The sequence below is a fragment of the Comamonas testosteroni genome (assembly GCF_014076415.1).
Lineage (GTDB): Bacteria > Pseudomonadota > Gammaproteobacteria > Burkholderiales > Burkholderiaceae_C > Comamonas > Comamonas testosteroni_F.
This window is the reverse complement of the sequence record NZ_CP043568.1, coordinates 2,332,872-2,347,858: the sequence shown is the minus strand read 5'-3', so window position 1 is coordinate 2,347,858 and position 14,987 is coordinate 2,332,872. Positions and strand designations below refer to the sequence as shown.

Genomic DNA, 14,987 nt, shown 5'->3' with positions numbered 1-14,987 from the left:
TCACCATGCGGTGTGCTTCACCTCATCAAGGACTCGATGGTCCGGGACGTTCAGCTTGATTGCCAGTGCCTGCCTATGCGGACGCAGGTGCTGCCGCATGAGGCAGCTCGAGCCGATGCCAGAGCCTGAGCATCTCCTGCAGCAGCGCTGGCGCATGGTCTGTGCGATACACCGCACCCAGCGGCGGCAAACCTCCCTCTATACGCACATCCAGCGCACGCACACGCCCCTGGGAACGCAGTCCCGGCAGGATGCTGCGAGGCACCAGCGATACGGCCCCAGGCTGGGTGAGCAGGCCCTCGAGCACGGGCAGGGACACGGTGGAGGCCGGAAACCAGGAGGCATCCTCCAGCACGGGCAGCACCTCGGTCTCCACGATATTGCGCACCGCGATGCCAAAGCTCGGCAGCACCCAGCGCGCGCCCCTCAAGGCAGGCAGCGGCACATCGCGCCGCCCGACAAGCGGATGACCGGCATCCGCAATCACCACGGCCGCATCGAGCAGCAGCGGCTCAAAGGAAAACTCCGCCGGCAAAAGCTGGGGCTGGCGACAGAACACCACATCGAGACCCGAAGCCATGAGCTGCGACAGCAAAGGAGCGCTGGCGTCCTCATGCACATCCACATAGACCTGCGGGTGTGCCTCATAAAAGCGTGGCAGCAGTTGGGAGAGCACCGAAAGCGCAGCTGCCGGGATGGCCCCGAGGCGTAACGCTGCCGAAGCCCCGCGACGGATGGAGGCCAGCGATTCGGACACTTCCTGCAATCCCACCAGCATGCTGCGTGCCGCATCGATCAGGGCCTGGCCTGCCACTGTGGGCCGCATGCCGCGCGCATGGCGTTCGAACAGCTTGATGTCCAGCACCCGCTCCAGTTCGGCCAGGGCCTGGGTAGCTGCTGACTGACTCATGCTCAGCTCCACTGCCGCCTGCATGACCGAGCCACATTGCTGCAAAGCCAGCAAAAGCTGCAACTGACGCAGCCGTACCTGCTTGACCATACGGGAAAAGAGCAAGCGGCCCTCGGGGCTTGCAGCCCCTGCTCCGGCCTGTATCTGAGAAAAAGAAGAGTCAGCAGCCATGATTTCAACGGGTGTCGATCGCTTCCGCAAAGTTCGTTGCAGCCTCTCGCCAATGCCGGCAGCGAACATATCCGGTGTTCGAGAGCGAGCCACTCGCATCGAGCATCGAAATGACCGTTATTCGGATAGTGTGCACGCATCTGACTATGCACTCGCTCCCGATTGCCCCTATTGCTGATGACAGAGGGCTGTACCAGCCACCCGTGAACTTCCCAAGAGTAATCAATGCATGGGCCTACCTAGTCGCTGACTCGCCTTTGAGATCGCATAGTTCACAAGGCAGTAAAGCGCCGCCACGACCAGGTATACAGGCACCAGCGAGTGGTAGTTCGCTATCAGCACCTTGGCGTTCTGCATGAGTTCACCATAGGTGACGACATAGCCGAAGGTGGTGTCCTTGACCACGATCACCAGTTGCGCAACCAGTGCCGGAACAATGTAGCGAAGGGCCTGAGGAAAGACGATGGAGAAAAAGACCTGGACTTCGGTCAACCCCAGGCTTCGCGCAGCATCGGTCTGGCCGCGCGGAACGGCGAGCACGCCAGCGCGGTATACCTCGGCAACCACGGCTGCGGTACTCAGGCCTATGGGCAAGGTCAGCATCCAATAGGTGCTCAGCTTGATCCCGACCGATGGCAGCACCAGAAAGCAAACATAGATGAGCAGCAGCGTCGGCGTGCCGCGCAGGAACTCGATGACAGCAATGCTGGGCCAACGCATCAGCCTCAGCCGCGACAGCCGCCCCAGCAGCAGCACCAGCCCGAGGGCCAGAGCAATGACGGCGGCCATCGCCGACGACGCCAGCGTGCCGAGCAGACCTTTGGCAAGAAAGCTCCAGGTCGTCGGCCAGGCAAAGAATTCCCAATACGGGGCATCGAGCTGCCCTGCCGAGTGGAAGCGGAACACGATTGCCACCGCCAGCAAAAGCAGCACGGCTGCCGCGATTGAGCTCACCGCGTTGGTGACGGCCCGGACCTGGGCGCCTGGCGCAGCAAACAGAATGTCCTCCAGAGAACGGCTCATCGCAGTATCCGCACTTTCTTTTCCAGAGCCGCGCCGGCCCAGGCGATGAGCAGGCCTGTCGCAACATACATCGTGGCGGCCACGGCGAACGCGGCAATGCCGAGCGCCGAATCGTTGGCGATCTTGGATACGAGCGCGGTGAGCTCCCTGCCTGGAAACGGCAACTGCGACGCCAGAGAGGTCGACAGCATCAATGCAATCAGCAGCGAAGTCATCGGCTGCACCACCGAACGCAGCGCCTGTGGCAAGACCACGGCAGAAACAATCTGCAGCGGCCGCATGCCCAGGCTGAGCGCAGCCTCAATCTGGCTACCTGGAATGGTGTTGATCCCCGAGCGCAGATAGTCCGCCGTGAATGCGGAGCAGACCAGCGTCAGCGTCAGGATCACGCTGGGCTCATAGTCAATCACGATGTTGAGATCGGGGAGCGCGAAAACGATGAAGATCAGCAGCGCTACGCTGGGAATATTGCGGAAGATCTCGACGTAGACGGTCAGTGCCATGCGCAGCGGCGGCAATGGCATAAGCCTAAGCACCGCGATGACCGTGCCCAGCATGACCCCGGGCACAAAGGACACCACCGTGAGCTTCCAAGTCAGCAAGAGGGCCTGCCAGAAGGCAGGCCCATAGTCGGCCAGGAGCCTGGAAACCTCACCCATCGTTCAAGGCAGAGCGGGCGGTGTCGGAACAGTCGTGCTACCGGTGCGCTGTCCTATGGAGATAGTCCAAAGTTTGGCCCAGGTTCCGTCAGCCTCCAGCTTCTTCAGGAAGGCATTGATAAATGCTACGCCGTCCGAGCCCTTGGGCAGTCCAACGCCATAGGGGTCCTGCGCGCCGAATGGCGCACCCGCCAGCCGTGCGTTGCTGGTGCCAAGGCTCAGGGCATTGAGCAGCAGCGTGTAATCGGTCACGTAGGCATCCACGCGCCCCTGACGCAGTGCATCGAGGGCTTCCTGATGTGTCTGAAACTCTTGCACAACAGCCTTGGGGGCATACTGGGCCAATATCGCAGGCCCCGTGGAGCCCGCTTGCGTGGCCACCTTCTTGCCGCCCAGGTCGTTGTATGACTGAACCGTCTTGTTGTTCGACTTGACCAGCACGCCGGACTGCGATGTGTAGTAAGGGCCGGCAAACGAGATCTTCTCGGCGCGAGCAGGAGTGATGGAGTAGGTGGCGAAGACCATGTCCACCTGATTATTGATAAGCACCTGCTCACGCGTGGACGAGGTCACCTGCGTGAACTGGTACTTCGAGGCGTCGCCCAGAATATAGCGAGTGATGAGCTGGGCCAGACCCAGGTCAAAGCCGCGGATCTTGCCGTCTTTCTCATTGAGCAGCGAGAAAAGATTCGAGGTTTGCGTGCTGCCGAGGCGCAGCGTGCCAGCCTGTTTGATCTTGCTGGCCCAGGTGCTTGATGCGATGGTCGCCGCATCGGCCACAGGCCCCTGCGTAACCAGAGCATCATAGGCCGCTGCATTGATGGGAGTGCCCTGTGCGAAAAGCGACCCACCGGTCACGATCGTCAGTGCCACCACGGTGGATTTCAGAATGGATTTGATCGACATGCGGTCTTCTTGGATGGTCTGCGACGCGAATCAATATAAAGCAGCATTTGGAATGCGCGAGCCGCTCGTCCGAGCGGAGCCACCATTGTGCACACAATACAACCCTTGTGCCCCAACACGGCACGACGCCGCCAACAGTCCCAGGCTTTGCCCAGCCCTCATTCGAGAGTCTGCCCCGCCCGGCGTCCGGCTGTGGCAACCAGCGAACAGTCTGAACTCAAGCTCGATGCAATTGCTCGTGCCCATGCCGGGCAAGCAGCGCCTGCCGCAGGCAAGGCAATATTGCCGCTGCTCGATCACACCGCCAAGGCAATCTGCTGAGAGCACCTCGACGGTGGCTTTCAAGTCATCAACTTGAGAAGCCGAAACCTCCGATGTCACCGAGCGTGAACAAAATACACACGCCCCCCAAACAGATCCAGCGATTTTGAGCGGCATCTCTGTCCCAGGCACTGTCCATGGCAAACGTGATCAATGATCTCAAGGATTGCGAGGGATATAAGGGTTTTCACCAGTCAAAATCACACCCCACAGGGAGAAGCGCACCCAAGGTATCGGCAAAGCTTATAGCTAACCGCAAATAACATGTACTGCCAAGGCTCCGAAATTTCTATATTTCATTTCCATGACGGCAGAAATTCGTGAACAGCACTGATGGTGCAGGCACGCATTGGCCGATACCTTTCAGGAGCCCTCCATGTCCATCTCTTCACGCACTCGCGGCTGCACAAATGGCCTCACTCGCCACGTCGGCCTGCTCTCTCTGGCGATTGCCAGCTCCTTGTGGACCCTGGCCGCGCCGCAGGCACTGGCCGCTGACGTCTATCCAAGCAAACCTGTCAAGCTCATCGTGCCTTTTGCCGCCGGCGGCTCCACCGACATCGTGGCACGCGTGATTGCCGAAGGCATGCGCACCACGCTGGGACAACCGGTGATCGTGGACAACAAGGGCGGCGCTGGAGGGCTGATCGGCAGCGAGGCCATCGCCCAGGCAGCTCCGGACGGCTACAGCATTGGCATGGCTACCGTGAGCACGGCCACCATCAACCCCCTGCTCTACAAACGCGCCAGCAAGATTGAAGGCAAGCTGCTTCCGGTGGCCAATCTGGTGACCATGCCTTCGGTCTATATGGCCCACCCCAAGATGGGCGTGAACAACTTCAACGACTTCCTCGCCAAGATCAAGGCACAGCCCGGCACCTACAGCGCCGGAGTACCGGGACTGGGAACGCTGGGACATCTGATGGTCGCCTCGTTCAACGAAACCATGAAGACCCAGGTCCAGATCGTGCCCTATCGCGGCAACGGCCCTGCACTCAATGACGCCCTGGCCGGCATGGTTCAGATCATGACCGACCAGCTGCCCTCGGCAATGCCACAGATCAAGGGCGGCAAGCTGCTGCCCATGGTGGTCGCCTCACATGGCCGCTCGCCCGACCTGCCCAATGTGCCTACCTTCAAGGAGCTGGGCTACGACGAACTCAACGAACTGGGCATCAGCTGGTTCGGACTGGTCGTCCCCAGCAACACACCAGCCCCCATCGTGAAGCAGTTGCAGGATGCGGCTGTCAAAGCCGTCCACCTGCCCGAGGTGCAAAAGCATCTGAAGAATCTGGGCGCTACGGCGACCGAGACGGCACCCTCCCAGTTCCCGGCCCAGATCGCCGCCGAACTCAAGCGCAACAAGGCCCTGCTCGACAAGGCCGGCGTCAAGCCCGAATAAGAGCCTGCCCTGCAGCCGGCGCTCGCTGCAGTCGGCCGGCGACTTACTCATGCCCCATCTTCTTCACCACAGCTCAAGGACACTTTTGCCATGCAAGCGATGAGCGCCCTGCAGAATTTCTTTCAACGTGAGACACCGCGCATGACGGCGCTGGCCGACCGGATCTGGTCTCTGGCCGAGCTGCGCTATGCCGAGAACGCGTCGGTCCAGCTCCACATCGATGCGCTGCAGCAGGCTGACTTCCGCATCACCCGCGATGTGGCAGGCATCCCTACCGCCTTCATGGCCGAATGGGGCGATACCGGCCCGGTCATTGCCTTGCTGGGTGAATACGACGCCCTGTCAGGCCTGAACCAGCAAAGCGGTGCACTGGTGTGCACCCCGTCCACCGACAGCCCCGGTCTGGCCGGCCACGGCTGCGGCCATCATCTGCTGGGCACTTCGGCGCACTTTGCCGCTATTGCTCTGCAACAACACCTGAAAAGCACAGGAACGAATGGACGCGTGCGCTATTACGGCTGTCCGGCCGAGGAAGGCGGCTCCGGCAAGACCTTCATGGCCCGCGCCGGTGTGTTCGATGATGTGGATGCAGCACTGACCTGGCACCCAGCCAGCTACACCGGTCTGTTCAGCCAGAGTACGCTGGCCAATATCCAGGCGAAGTTTGTCTTCCACGGCAAGGCATCGCATGCCGCGCACTCTCCCCACCTGGGCCGCAGCGCCTTGGATGCAGTGGAGCTGATGAACGTAGGGGTGAACTATTTGCGCGAGCACATGCCCTCGGACGCCCGCGTGCACTACGCTGTCACCGATAGCGGTGGTCTGTCGCCGAATGTCGTGCAGGCGCGCGCCGAAGTGCTGTATCTGGTGCGGGCTGCACGCAACCACGAAGCAACCGAACTCTATGAGCGCGTTCAGAACGTGGCGCGTGGCGCCGCGCTGATGACGGACTGCAAGCTCGAAATCATCTTCGACAAGGCCTGTTCCAATCTGCTGCAAAACAGCACGCTGAACAGCGTGATGCATGCGCAGATGCAGGCACTGGGACAGTTGCAGGCCGATGCACAGGCGCATGCTGTTGCCGGCCAGTTCCAGGCCACGCTGGACAAAAGCGATGTCGATGCCGTCAGCCGCCCTTTGGCGAGCGTGCTACGCGGCAAGGTGCCGGCCATTTTCGAAGGTCTGACGCCCTACGACCCGAACACCAAAGACATCATGTTCGGCTCCACCGACGTGGCCGACGTGAGCTGGATTACGCCCACGGTTCAGGCCTGGGTGGCCTGCTATGCTTTCGGCACGCCGCTGCACTCCTGGCAGATGGTGTCACAAGGGCAGTCCGGCCTGGCTCACACCGGCATGGTGCACGCCGCAAAAATTCTGACAGCCACCGCCGTGGAACTGTTCGCCCAGCCCGAGTTGCTGGAACGCGCCAAGGAAGAACTACTTCAACGCCGCGAAGGCAAGCCCTATGTCTGCCCCATTCCTGCAGAGGTAGCCCTGCCCTTTTTGCGAAAGTAAGTTGGCAACGGCTCCCTCCTTTGAAAGGAATTTCGTCAACTTCAAAGCAAAAGTCCCTGAAAACACCCACCAGGATTGAGGATTCGCAATGCGCGCCAGCTTGCTCTGCCTCAAAGCGGCAGCAGTCAAAGCTTGATGCAGCACAAGCCTCCAGCCAGGCCGAGCGGCCATAGTGAGACATGCCGCAAGACGGCGGAAACTCAACAGGGAGGCACCATGAAGCTGATGATCGATCTCTTTTCAACCGACTACGGACTGATGAGCCTGGCCGTGATTTTGCTGATCATCGTCATGGCCGCCTTCTTTACCCGCCTCTTCCTTGGCAAGATAAAGAACGTCGCCAGTACCCCATTGGAGTAAATCCAAACTTCATAGCACGCTGGACATGCACTGCCTTGGGTTGCTGGCGACATGACACGGTTCGAGTGCAAAAAAAGGCCGGAGCTTTCACTCCGGCCTTTTTCTCGACCGCACCGCCCAGCGTGCTCAGTAATGCGGCGGCAACTCGTCGCGCAGATTGCGCACCATCGCGCCCCCGCCTTCTGGCGCTTGGCGCTTGAGTTCCCTCACCTCGTTGATCAACAGATCGATCTGCTGCTGCTGGCGGTAGATCGTCATATTGAGTTGCTCGAGCAAATCCTCGGTGTAGCTGGCCTTGATCTCCAGCTCCATGATTCGCTCTTGCAGCGCTTCGTGACCATCGCTCATGACTTCAGCGCCTTGGCAAGACGAGCAATGCCTGCGCGAATCTTGTCCTCGTCAGCCGTGGCAAACGAGAGGCGGAAGGTCGCCGCATCAGGGTTCTGAGCATAGAACGGAGCGCCCGGTACAAAGGCCACCCCCTCTTCAATGGCCTTCTTGGCCAGCATAGCCGCATCCGCCAATTGGCCACGCGCGCCCGTCAGCCGCACCCACATGAACAGGCCGCCGGCAGGCTGTACGAACTCGACGGCATCGCCCAGTTGCTCACGCAGCGCATCGCCCATGGTCTTGGCACGCTTGGCATAGACCTCGCGCACATGAGCCAGGGTCTTGGGCATGGCACCGGACTTCAGATACTGGGCTGCAGTGGCCTGGGCAAAGGTGCTCGTATGAGCATCGCTGAACTGCTTGCACATCACGGCGCGAGCCAGCAATTCGGGATGTGCAATCAGCCAGCCGATACGCAGACCGGGGCTGAGCACCTTGGACAAGGAACCGCAGTGAGCGAGCCACTCTCGGCTGCCGGGGACTTCGCGTGTCAGCGACAGCAGACTGGCAGGAGGCGCTTCATTGAAGTACAGATCGCCGTAGGGGTCGTCTTCCACCACCAGAGTCTGGTACTTGACGGCCAGTTCCAGCACCTTTTTGCGGCGTTCCAGACTCAGCATGGCACCACTGGGGTTGCCAAAGGTCGGGATCAGATAGACCAGCTTGGGCTTGTGCTCGGCAATCAGCTTTTCCAGTTCGTCGGTCTTCACGCCATGCTCATCCACAGGAGCAGAGATCACCTCTGCGCCATAGAGGCGGAAACACTGAATCGTGGCCAGGAAAGTCGGGCCTTCGACGATGACCTTGTCACCCTCTCCCACCATAGTCTTGCCCAGCAAGTCCAGTGCCTGCTGGCTGCCGGTGGTGACGACGAGCTGATCAGGCGCCACATCGGGCACGCCCTTGCCGGCCATAAAGGACGACAGTTGCTCGCGCAGCGGCTGGTAGCCCTCTGTCGCACCGTACTGCAATGCGGCTCCCGCCTCCTGCTGCAGGGCTGCCGCAGAGGCAGCGCTGATCCCGGCTACGTCAAACATGGCACTGTCTGGAAAGCCGCCCGCAAAGCTGATGATGCCTGGCTTGCCCAGCAGCTTGAAGAGTTCGCGGATCGCAGAGGTTTCTACGTTATCGAGTCGTTTGGCAAATTGCATACGTTTTCTTGGTTAAAGCGCTACGGGAATCTCGTCGCTGCTTGAGCGGCAGATGCCCATTGTGGCGCGCGAATAGCTCCAGAGACAGGAAGTGGCTTTTATGTAGGCGCTATTCCATGCTGCAAGTAATCAAGCTCCTACCAATTTATAAAAGTTGATAGTAATTGTTAATTACGCATAACTTCGTGTCTCAAACTTTGAATTGGACAGCGCCTAGCCTCTGACAAGAACATACGCCTACCGATCAACGGACCGCGTATTTGACGGATTTTTTCACTTGTTTTTGGGATGGAGGATTTATGCGCACTAATACTTTTACCGGCAAGGCCCTGTCTGTCGCCATTGACGGCAAGACCCCGTTGAGCCTGCGCAGCCTATGTGCCGTAGCCTTGGTTGCCAGTCTGGCTGCCTGTGGCTCGAGCGGCTCTCTGCGCAGCGACCTCGGACCCGACGGCACCGGCGGCGGAGATGTTGTTGCCGGAGGCGGCACTGGTGGCGGCACTGGTGGCGGAACTGGCGGTGGCACAGGCGGCGGTACCGGTGGTGGCAATACCGGTGGTGGCAATACCGGCGGCGGTGATGGCGGCACGGGCAATCCGCCTGTGGCAAGCACTCCGCTCACGCCGGTGCGTGACACCGTGGCGGATGTCACGGGAACGCTTTCCGGAACAGGCGGCGTCATCAGCGACGTCAACAACATCGTGACCTCCACTCTGGGCACGGCCACCAACGGCACGCCTCTGAGCGGTGTGGCCCAGCCGGCCGGCGGCATTCTTGGCAATGTGAACAATGCCGTCAACAGTGTGGGTAGCGGCGTCAGCGCAGGCCTGGGCCAGATCGGCAAGACGGCCGACCCCATCGGCACCACCTTGCAAGGCGTGGTTCCTGCTGTCGGCTATCTCGGCGCTGCGGTCACTTCGGCAGGCAAGACGGTCAGTGCGCTGGACACTCCTCAGCTTGGCGTGGTCGGCGATGTGGCGGGCCTGGCAGGCGGCACGGTACAAATCCTGGGTACCACCGTTTCCGGCGTCGAAGGCACGGCGGCAAAGCTGACCGGCAACCCGCTGGTCTCGGGTTTGACGACTCAGGTCAGCCAGGTCGCCACACCGGTATTGAGCACCGTGCTCGGCACCACCCAGAATCTGGTTCAGACCACAGGTCTGGGCCAACCGGTTAACAGCTTGCTGGGCACCGTGGGCGGTGTAGTCAATCATGTGGGAGTTTCCGTCACCAGCACCGGGGTTCCCGTTGTTGCTCCGCTGGGCGGTGTGGTTTCGGGTGTCGGCCAGACCGTGGCCGGCCTGGGGGGCGTGGTGACTGGCCCGGGCACACCTAGCGGCGGCCTGCTCGGTGGCGCACTTGGCAATGTCACGGGCGGCACAGGCGGCCCCGCTGGTGGACCAGGCAATGTTGTCGGCGGCGTGCTGGGCGGCGTCACAGGGCTTGTCGGCGGTGTCACGGGATCGGCTGGCGCTCCAGCAGGAGGCACCGGCAGTGCAGGCACTGCGGTGACGGGCCTGGTCGGCAACACCGTTGGCACAGTCACAGGCCTTGTGGGCGGTGTACTTGGCGGCGTGACCAATGTAGCTGCGGGCGCAGGAGCTGCAGGTGGTGCAAGCACCTCGGGCGGCCTGCTAGGTGGACTGCTGGGCGGCAATCTGGCGCTCGGCCTGGGCGGTGGAGCGGTAGCCACCAGCAAATAAGGGGAACGGCGGTGGTCTGTGCACCGCTTGAGCCTGGCCCGCCTGCAGGCGGGCTTTTTTACGAAAGCCCCATACCCAGTTCTGGGGAGGTAGGGAACAATGAGAGTCATAAAAATAGAACAGGAGGGACTTTTGCAGTCAAAAGCAAAACCACAGGGCCGCATCAGCTACAGGATTCAGGCACTGGCACTTGCGGCCTGGGCTCCTCTGGCCTGGTCACAGCAGGCTGGCAACCCGCTCAACAGCCTGCCCCAGACACCCGAAGCTGCAAGGAATCTGCAGCAGCAGCCCAGGCAGGTACCGATGCAGATAGACAAGCCTCAGCCTAGTCTTCAGGATCTCATCAACCTCCGGGTCGCAGTACGTGGCGTCAATGTGCAGGGAAGCACGGCAATTCCTTTCGAAGAGGTCAGCGCGCTTTTCACGCCCTTCATCAATGGCACGCATACGGTGGGCGAGCTCAACGCCGCGACCCAGAAGGTCAGCGAGCTGTATCAACGCCATGGCTACGCCCTTTCTTTTGCCTACCTTCCTCCGCAGGACTTTGCCAATGGTGCGGTGCAGGTCATCGTGGTCGAGGGCTATGTACAGAGCTTGAATCTGGAGGGGAACTTCGGTCGCTCCGAGGAGCAGATACGCGAAATTGCCCAGCCGCTGCTCGTTGAGAGGCCTTTGACCACCAAAACCTTTCAGCACCAGACCCAGCTGATGGCACGCCTTCCTGGAGTGCAGATCACAGCGTCGGCCAATCTGCCGACCACCACCGATGGTGCAGTGCCCCTGGTCATCAAATCCAAGCACAAGCCCATTGCCGTCACCGTCGGAGGCGAGGCTCGCAAGCCCACGCCGCGCATCATTGCATCTCTCACCCTGAATGACCCCTTGTGGGCAGGCAGCCAGCTTCAGGCTTCGGCGATGTTGCAGAACCCCGACAAGGAGCGTTTCGGCAGCATAGGCTTCACTCAGCAACTGAAACCCGAGGGTACGCAGGCACGTGTCAGCTATTCCGACTACCGCAGCTTCAACCCGCCTGCAACGCGCATTCCCGGCATTGACGACCTGACACAGCAGCGCAAGCTGGACTTCAATATCAGCCACCCATGGATCTTGAGCAATACCACCCAGCTCAGCACCACGGCGGGTCTGTATGCCATCAATTACAGCCGTGAACTGGCCGATAGCCAGGCCTCCCTGCTGCGCGAGGAAAAGGTTCGCACGCTCTATGCGCAAATGGCCTGGGCGTCCTTTGGCAAGACCACCACCCGCTCGGCTTCGGTCTTGCTGGCCCACGGCCTGGACAGTCTGGGGGCCTACAAAAATCTGGACCTCTACTATCGGCAGGGCTTGCTGCAAAAGCTTGAAAATCCGGCCAAGCTGGACTTCACACGCATCACCGCCGACTATGCACAGCGCCATCGCTTCGCGAACAAGATGGGCGCCGCTTTTGCCGTGGGCGGGCAATACAGTGCCGACATTCTTCCCGTCCCGGAGAAAATCTCCTTTGGCTCCACCCGCTTCGGCCGCGGCTATCAGGCTGGCGAGTTCTCGGGCGACTCCGGCGTAGGCGCCAGTGCCGAGCTCAACTACCAGTTCCTCATCAACCAGGTCTGGATCAAGTCGGCCGAACCCTATCTGCTCTATGAGTGGGCACGCACGCATCAGCAGACCAGCGGCGTCAGAGGCAATACGCTGCGCTCTGCCAGCCTGGGCCTGCGCCTGTCCGACAGCCGCCACTACGCACTGGACCTGGCCATGAGCAAGCCGCTGGGCGATCGTTCCGTCAACAATCCCGATAGGGAACTGCGCTACAGCCTTGTGTTGAGTTACAACCTGGACCCCTGACTCGCCGCTGTTGCGCCCGCCGAGCCGCTGTATATTGCAGCGGCTTTTTCTTTGTCCCTCTCCCTGAACGACAAGCCACAATATTGCCCATGAAGAAAAACGATATAGCGCCGTTTTTTGCTGCGCTCAAGGCCGCCAACCCCACGCCACAAACCGAGCTGGAATACACCACGGTGTTCGAGTTGCTGACCGCCGTGCTGCTGTCTGCCCAGGCCACCGACGTGGGAGTGAACAAGGCCACGCGCAAGCTTTTTCCTGTTGCCAACACTCCGCAGGCCATTCTGGATCTGGGGCTTGAGGGGCTGGAGAGCTACATCAAGACCATAGGCCTGTACCGCAGCAAGGCCAAGCATCTGATGGAGACCTGCCGCATGCTGGTTCAGCTGCATGGAGGCACAGTACCCAGAACTCGTGAAGAGCTGGAAGCCCTTCCCGGTGTAGGCCGCAAAACCGCCAATGTGGTGCTCAACGTGGCTTTCGGTCAGCCCACCATGGCCGTGGACACGCACATCTTCCGCGTCAGCAACCGCACGGGGCTCGCACCCGGCAAGAATCCGCTGGAAGTCGAAAAGCAGCTGCTCAAGCGCGTACCCGATGAATACGCGGTGGACTCCCATCACTGGCTGATCCTGCTGGGCCGCTATGTCTGCCAGGCGCGCAAGCCCCGCTGCTGGGAATGCGTGGCTTCAAAATACTGCGATTTCACGCCCAAAACCCCGGCACCGGCAGCTGGCAAAAAGAGCTAAAAACGCCTTAAGCGAATATCCACAAAGCGCTTGCAGCTATATTTTTTCAAGTTCCTCAGCTCTTGCCGCTGACGCCGGCCGATTCAAAACTGGCCATTTCGTTGAGCATGGTGCAGGCCGAGCGCAGCAGCGGCCAGACCAGCGCCGCGCCAGAACCCTCGCCCAAGCGCAATTGCCAGTCCAGCATGGGCTGGGCCTGAAGGTGGGCCAGCAGGCGGGCATGACCCGGCTCACCCGATCGGTGCGCATACACGCAGCGCTGCAGCACATGGGGCTGCAGGCGACTGGCCACCAGCACGGCAGCCGTGGTGATAAAGCCGTCCACCACGATCAGGCGGCGTTCGGCAGCGGCCTGCAGCACGGCTCCCGTCATGGTGGCGATCTCCAGCCCGCCCATGGCAGCCAGTACGGCCAGTGGTTCTTGCACGCCGGCATGAAAGTCCAGCACCCGCCCGAGCACGGCGATCTTGCGTGCCAGGCCTTCGCTGCTCAGGCCCGTGCCCACCCCGGTCACCTCCTCCACCGGCTCGCCACACAGACGCGCCAGCAGCAATGAAGCGCTGGATGTATTGCCTATGCCCATCTCGCCCAGCAACAGTGCATTGCCCGGCAGTTTCTTGACCAGTTCTGCGCCATTGCGCAGCGCCATCGCACATTGGGCTTCGCTCATGGCCGGGCCCTGGCTGCAGTCCGCCGTGCCATAAGCCACCTTGCGCCGCCACAGGCGCGGCTCATGGGCCTTGGGAAGCTTGTGCGCAGGATCCTGCTCGCGCACCTCAAAGTCGCGGGCCACGCCGCAGTCGACCACATTCAGATCAATTCCGTTCTGCAGGGACAGCACGCTCACGGCCGCGCCGCCAGCGAGGAAGTTCTCCACCATCTGCCAGGTCACGTCGACCGGATAGGCCGACACACCCTGAGCAGCCAGTCCATGATCCGCAGCGAACACCACCATCTGCGGCGCATACAGATTGGGAGTCTCGCAACCCACGATGCCGGCAATGCGCAAGGCCAGTTGTTCCAGCACGCCCAGCGATCCCTGAGGCTTGGTCTTGAAATCCAGGCGATGCTGGACGCGGGCTTTCAGCGCCGCGTCATGGATGTCCTGCACCTGCGGGCAGGACCAGATGGTGGACGGTAGGAATTCGGAAAAAGAAGCGGAGCTCATGCGTGCATTCATTCCCGGTGCATCAGGCCTGAGTGCCATCCACCACCGGGATACGGAAGGCACGTTTTTGGGATCCTGCAAGTATCGCGCTTTCATCGGCACCGGAACACCAAGTTCGTCGATTGCTCAGGCGCAGCATGAAAAAAGGCCCCGAAGGGCCTTGGCTGAAGACGCTGCAAAAGCATCAGCGAATGACTTCCTCAACCGTGATTTCGCGCAGGATGCCGCCATCCTTGACCGAGCCGCTGACAGCGCCGTCCTTGACACGCGCCATACAGGCCTGCTTGTCGATTTCGGTCTTGAACACGCCGCAGCGGGCATAGGCATTGCGCTCGTACTGGCTCATGCCCTGGCCGTCGTCGAGCTTGCCCTTCTTGGCTTCGGCATTGGCAGCCATCGCCTCGCGAGAAGACGAATTGCTCTCGCGCATGGGACGCTGGCCCTTGTGATGATGGCGGTGGTGGTGCTTTTTCATCGCAGGCTTGGCCGCATCCATCGCAGCTGCCTCAGCCGCCGGCTTGGCTGCATCCACCTGTGCGCTGGCCATGCCTGCCAGTGACAAAACCGCTGCACCCAAAGCTAGTTGAAGAGTCTGAACCTTGAAAAAAGCCATACGCAACTCCATTCCAAAAAGTGAATAGCCCGGTCAGCTTGCACGCACTCTCAGGCGAGACTTATCGGTTCAGCGGCTATGAGCCCGCCGGATCAGTCCTACAA

General features: G+C 60.9%; 14 protein-coding genes. 6 read left to right on the top strand and 8 right to left on the bottom strand.

Annotated features, from left to right (window positions below; all coding sequences use genetic code 11):
• Positions 1-73: 73 nt before the first annotated feature.
• From F0P97_RS10710 to F0P97_RS10695, 4 genes are all read right to left on the bottom strand, one after another.
• The gene (locus F0P97_RS10710) at positions 74-1,081 is read right to left on the bottom strand and encodes a LysR family transcriptional regulator (protein WP_182286691.1); all 1,008 of its coding nucleotides are present in this window, start codon (positions 1,079-1,081) and stop codon (positions 74-76) included.
• A 222-nt stretch (positions 1,082-1,303) separates the two neighbouring features.
• Positions 1,304-2,104, bottom strand: a complete 801-nt coding sequence (locus tag F0P97_RS10705) for an amino acid ABC transporter permease (RefSeq protein ID WP_182286690.1) — start codon at positions 2,102-2,104, stop codon at positions 1,304-1,306.
• Positions 2,101-2,763 carry an amino acid ABC transporter permease gene (locus tag F0P97_RS10700; RefSeq protein WP_182286689.1) on the bottom strand — a complete coding sequence of 221 codons (663 nt, stop codon included), beginning with the start codon at positions 2,761-2,763 and terminating at the stop codon, positions 2,101-2,103. Before F0P97_RS10700 ends, F0P97_RS10705 begins: the two co-directional genes overlap by 4 nt.
• A gap of 3 nt (positions 2,764-2,766) precedes the next feature.
• Positions 2,767-3,669: a glutamate ABC transporter substrate-binding protein gene (locus F0P97_RS10695; RefSeq protein WP_182286688.1), complete on the bottom strand. Its 903-nt coding sequence runs from the start codon at positions 3,667-3,669 to the stop codon at positions 2,767-2,769.
• Between the two features lie 697 nt (positions 3,670-4,366).
• On the opposite strand from F0P97_RS10695, the gene F0P97_RS10690 reads away from it, so the two are divergent.
• The 3 genes from F0P97_RS10690 (at position 4,367) to F0P97_RS10680 (ending at position 7,270) form a co-directional block, all read left to right on the top strand.
• A complete protein-coding gene (locus F0P97_RS10690; protein ID WP_182286687.1) occupies positions 4,367-5,392 on the top strand; it encodes a tripartite tricarboxylate transporter substrate-binding protein in 1,026 nt (341 codons plus the stop codon).
• 90 nt (positions 5,393-5,482) lie between these two features.
• Positions 5,483-6,910, top strand: a complete 1,428-nt coding sequence (locus F0P97_RS10685) for a M20 family metallopeptidase (RefSeq protein ID WP_182286686.1) — start codon at positions 5,483-5,485, stop codon at positions 6,908-6,910.
• A 216-nt stretch (positions 6,911-7,126) separates the two neighbouring features.
• Positions 7,127-7,270 carry a DUF3149 domain-containing protein gene (locus tag F0P97_RS10680; protein ID WP_182286685.1) on the top strand — a complete coding sequence of 48 codons (144 nt, stop codon included), beginning with the start codon at positions 7,127-7,129 and terminating at the stop codon, positions 7,268-7,270.
• Between the two features lie 126 nt (positions 7,271-7,396).
• On the opposite strand, the gene F0P97_RS10675 is transcribed toward F0P97_RS10680, so the two are convergent.
• Positions 7,397-7,618 (bottom strand): SlyX family protein, encoded by a 222-nt coding sequence (locus F0P97_RS10675; RefSeq protein ID WP_182286684.1) that lies wholly within the window; start codon positions 7,616-7,618, stop codon positions 7,397-7,399.
• The gene (locus F0P97_RS10670; RefSeq protein ID WP_182286683.1) at positions 7,615-8,811 is read right to left on the bottom strand and encodes a PLP-dependent aminotransferase family protein; all 1,197 of its coding nucleotides are present in this window, start codon (positions 8,809-8,811) and stop codon (positions 7,615-7,617) included. Before F0P97_RS10670 ends, F0P97_RS10675 begins: the two co-directional genes overlap by 4 nt.
• Before the next feature lie 299 nt (positions 8,812-9,110).
• Between F0P97_RS10670 and F0P97_RS10665 the strand changes: the two genes are divergently transcribed.
• From F0P97_RS10665 to nth, 3 genes are all read left to right on the top strand, one after another.
• Positions 9,111-10,514, top strand: coding sequence for a collagen-like triple helix repeat-containing protein (locus tag F0P97_RS10665; protein WP_182286682.1), 1,404 nt, complete (start codon positions 9,111-9,113; stop codon positions 10,512-10,514).
• 132 nt (positions 10,515-10,646) lie between these two features.
• A complete protein-coding gene (locus F0P97_RS10660; RefSeq protein ID WP_182286681.1) occupies positions 10,647-12,356 on the top strand; it encodes a ShlB/FhaC/HecB family hemolysin secretion/activation protein in 1,710 nt (569 codons plus the stop codon).
• A gap of 89 nt (positions 12,357-12,445) precedes the next feature.
• A complete protein-coding gene (nth, locus tag F0P97_RS10655; RefSeq protein WP_012837964.1) occupies positions 12,446-13,102 on the top strand; it encodes an endonuclease III in 657 nt (218 codons plus the stop codon).
• A gap of 55 nt (positions 13,103-13,157) precedes the next feature.
• Here the strand turns inward: nth and cobT are convergent, their stop codons facing one another.
• Together cobT and F0P97_RS10645 are read right to left on the bottom strand one after the other, a co-directional pair.
• A complete protein-coding gene (gene cobT, locus F0P97_RS10650) occupies positions 13,158-14,270 on the bottom strand; it encodes a nicotinate-nucleotide--dimethylbenzimidazole phosphoribosyltransferase (protein WP_182286680.1) in 1,113 nt (370 codons plus the stop codon).
• A gap of 184 nt (positions 14,271-14,454) precedes the next feature.
• Positions 14,455-14,883, bottom strand: coding sequence for a hypothetical protein (locus F0P97_RS10645; protein ID WP_182286679.1), 429 nt, complete (start codon positions 14,881-14,883; stop codon positions 14,455-14,457).
• Positions 14,884-14,987 lie beyond the last annotated feature (104 nt).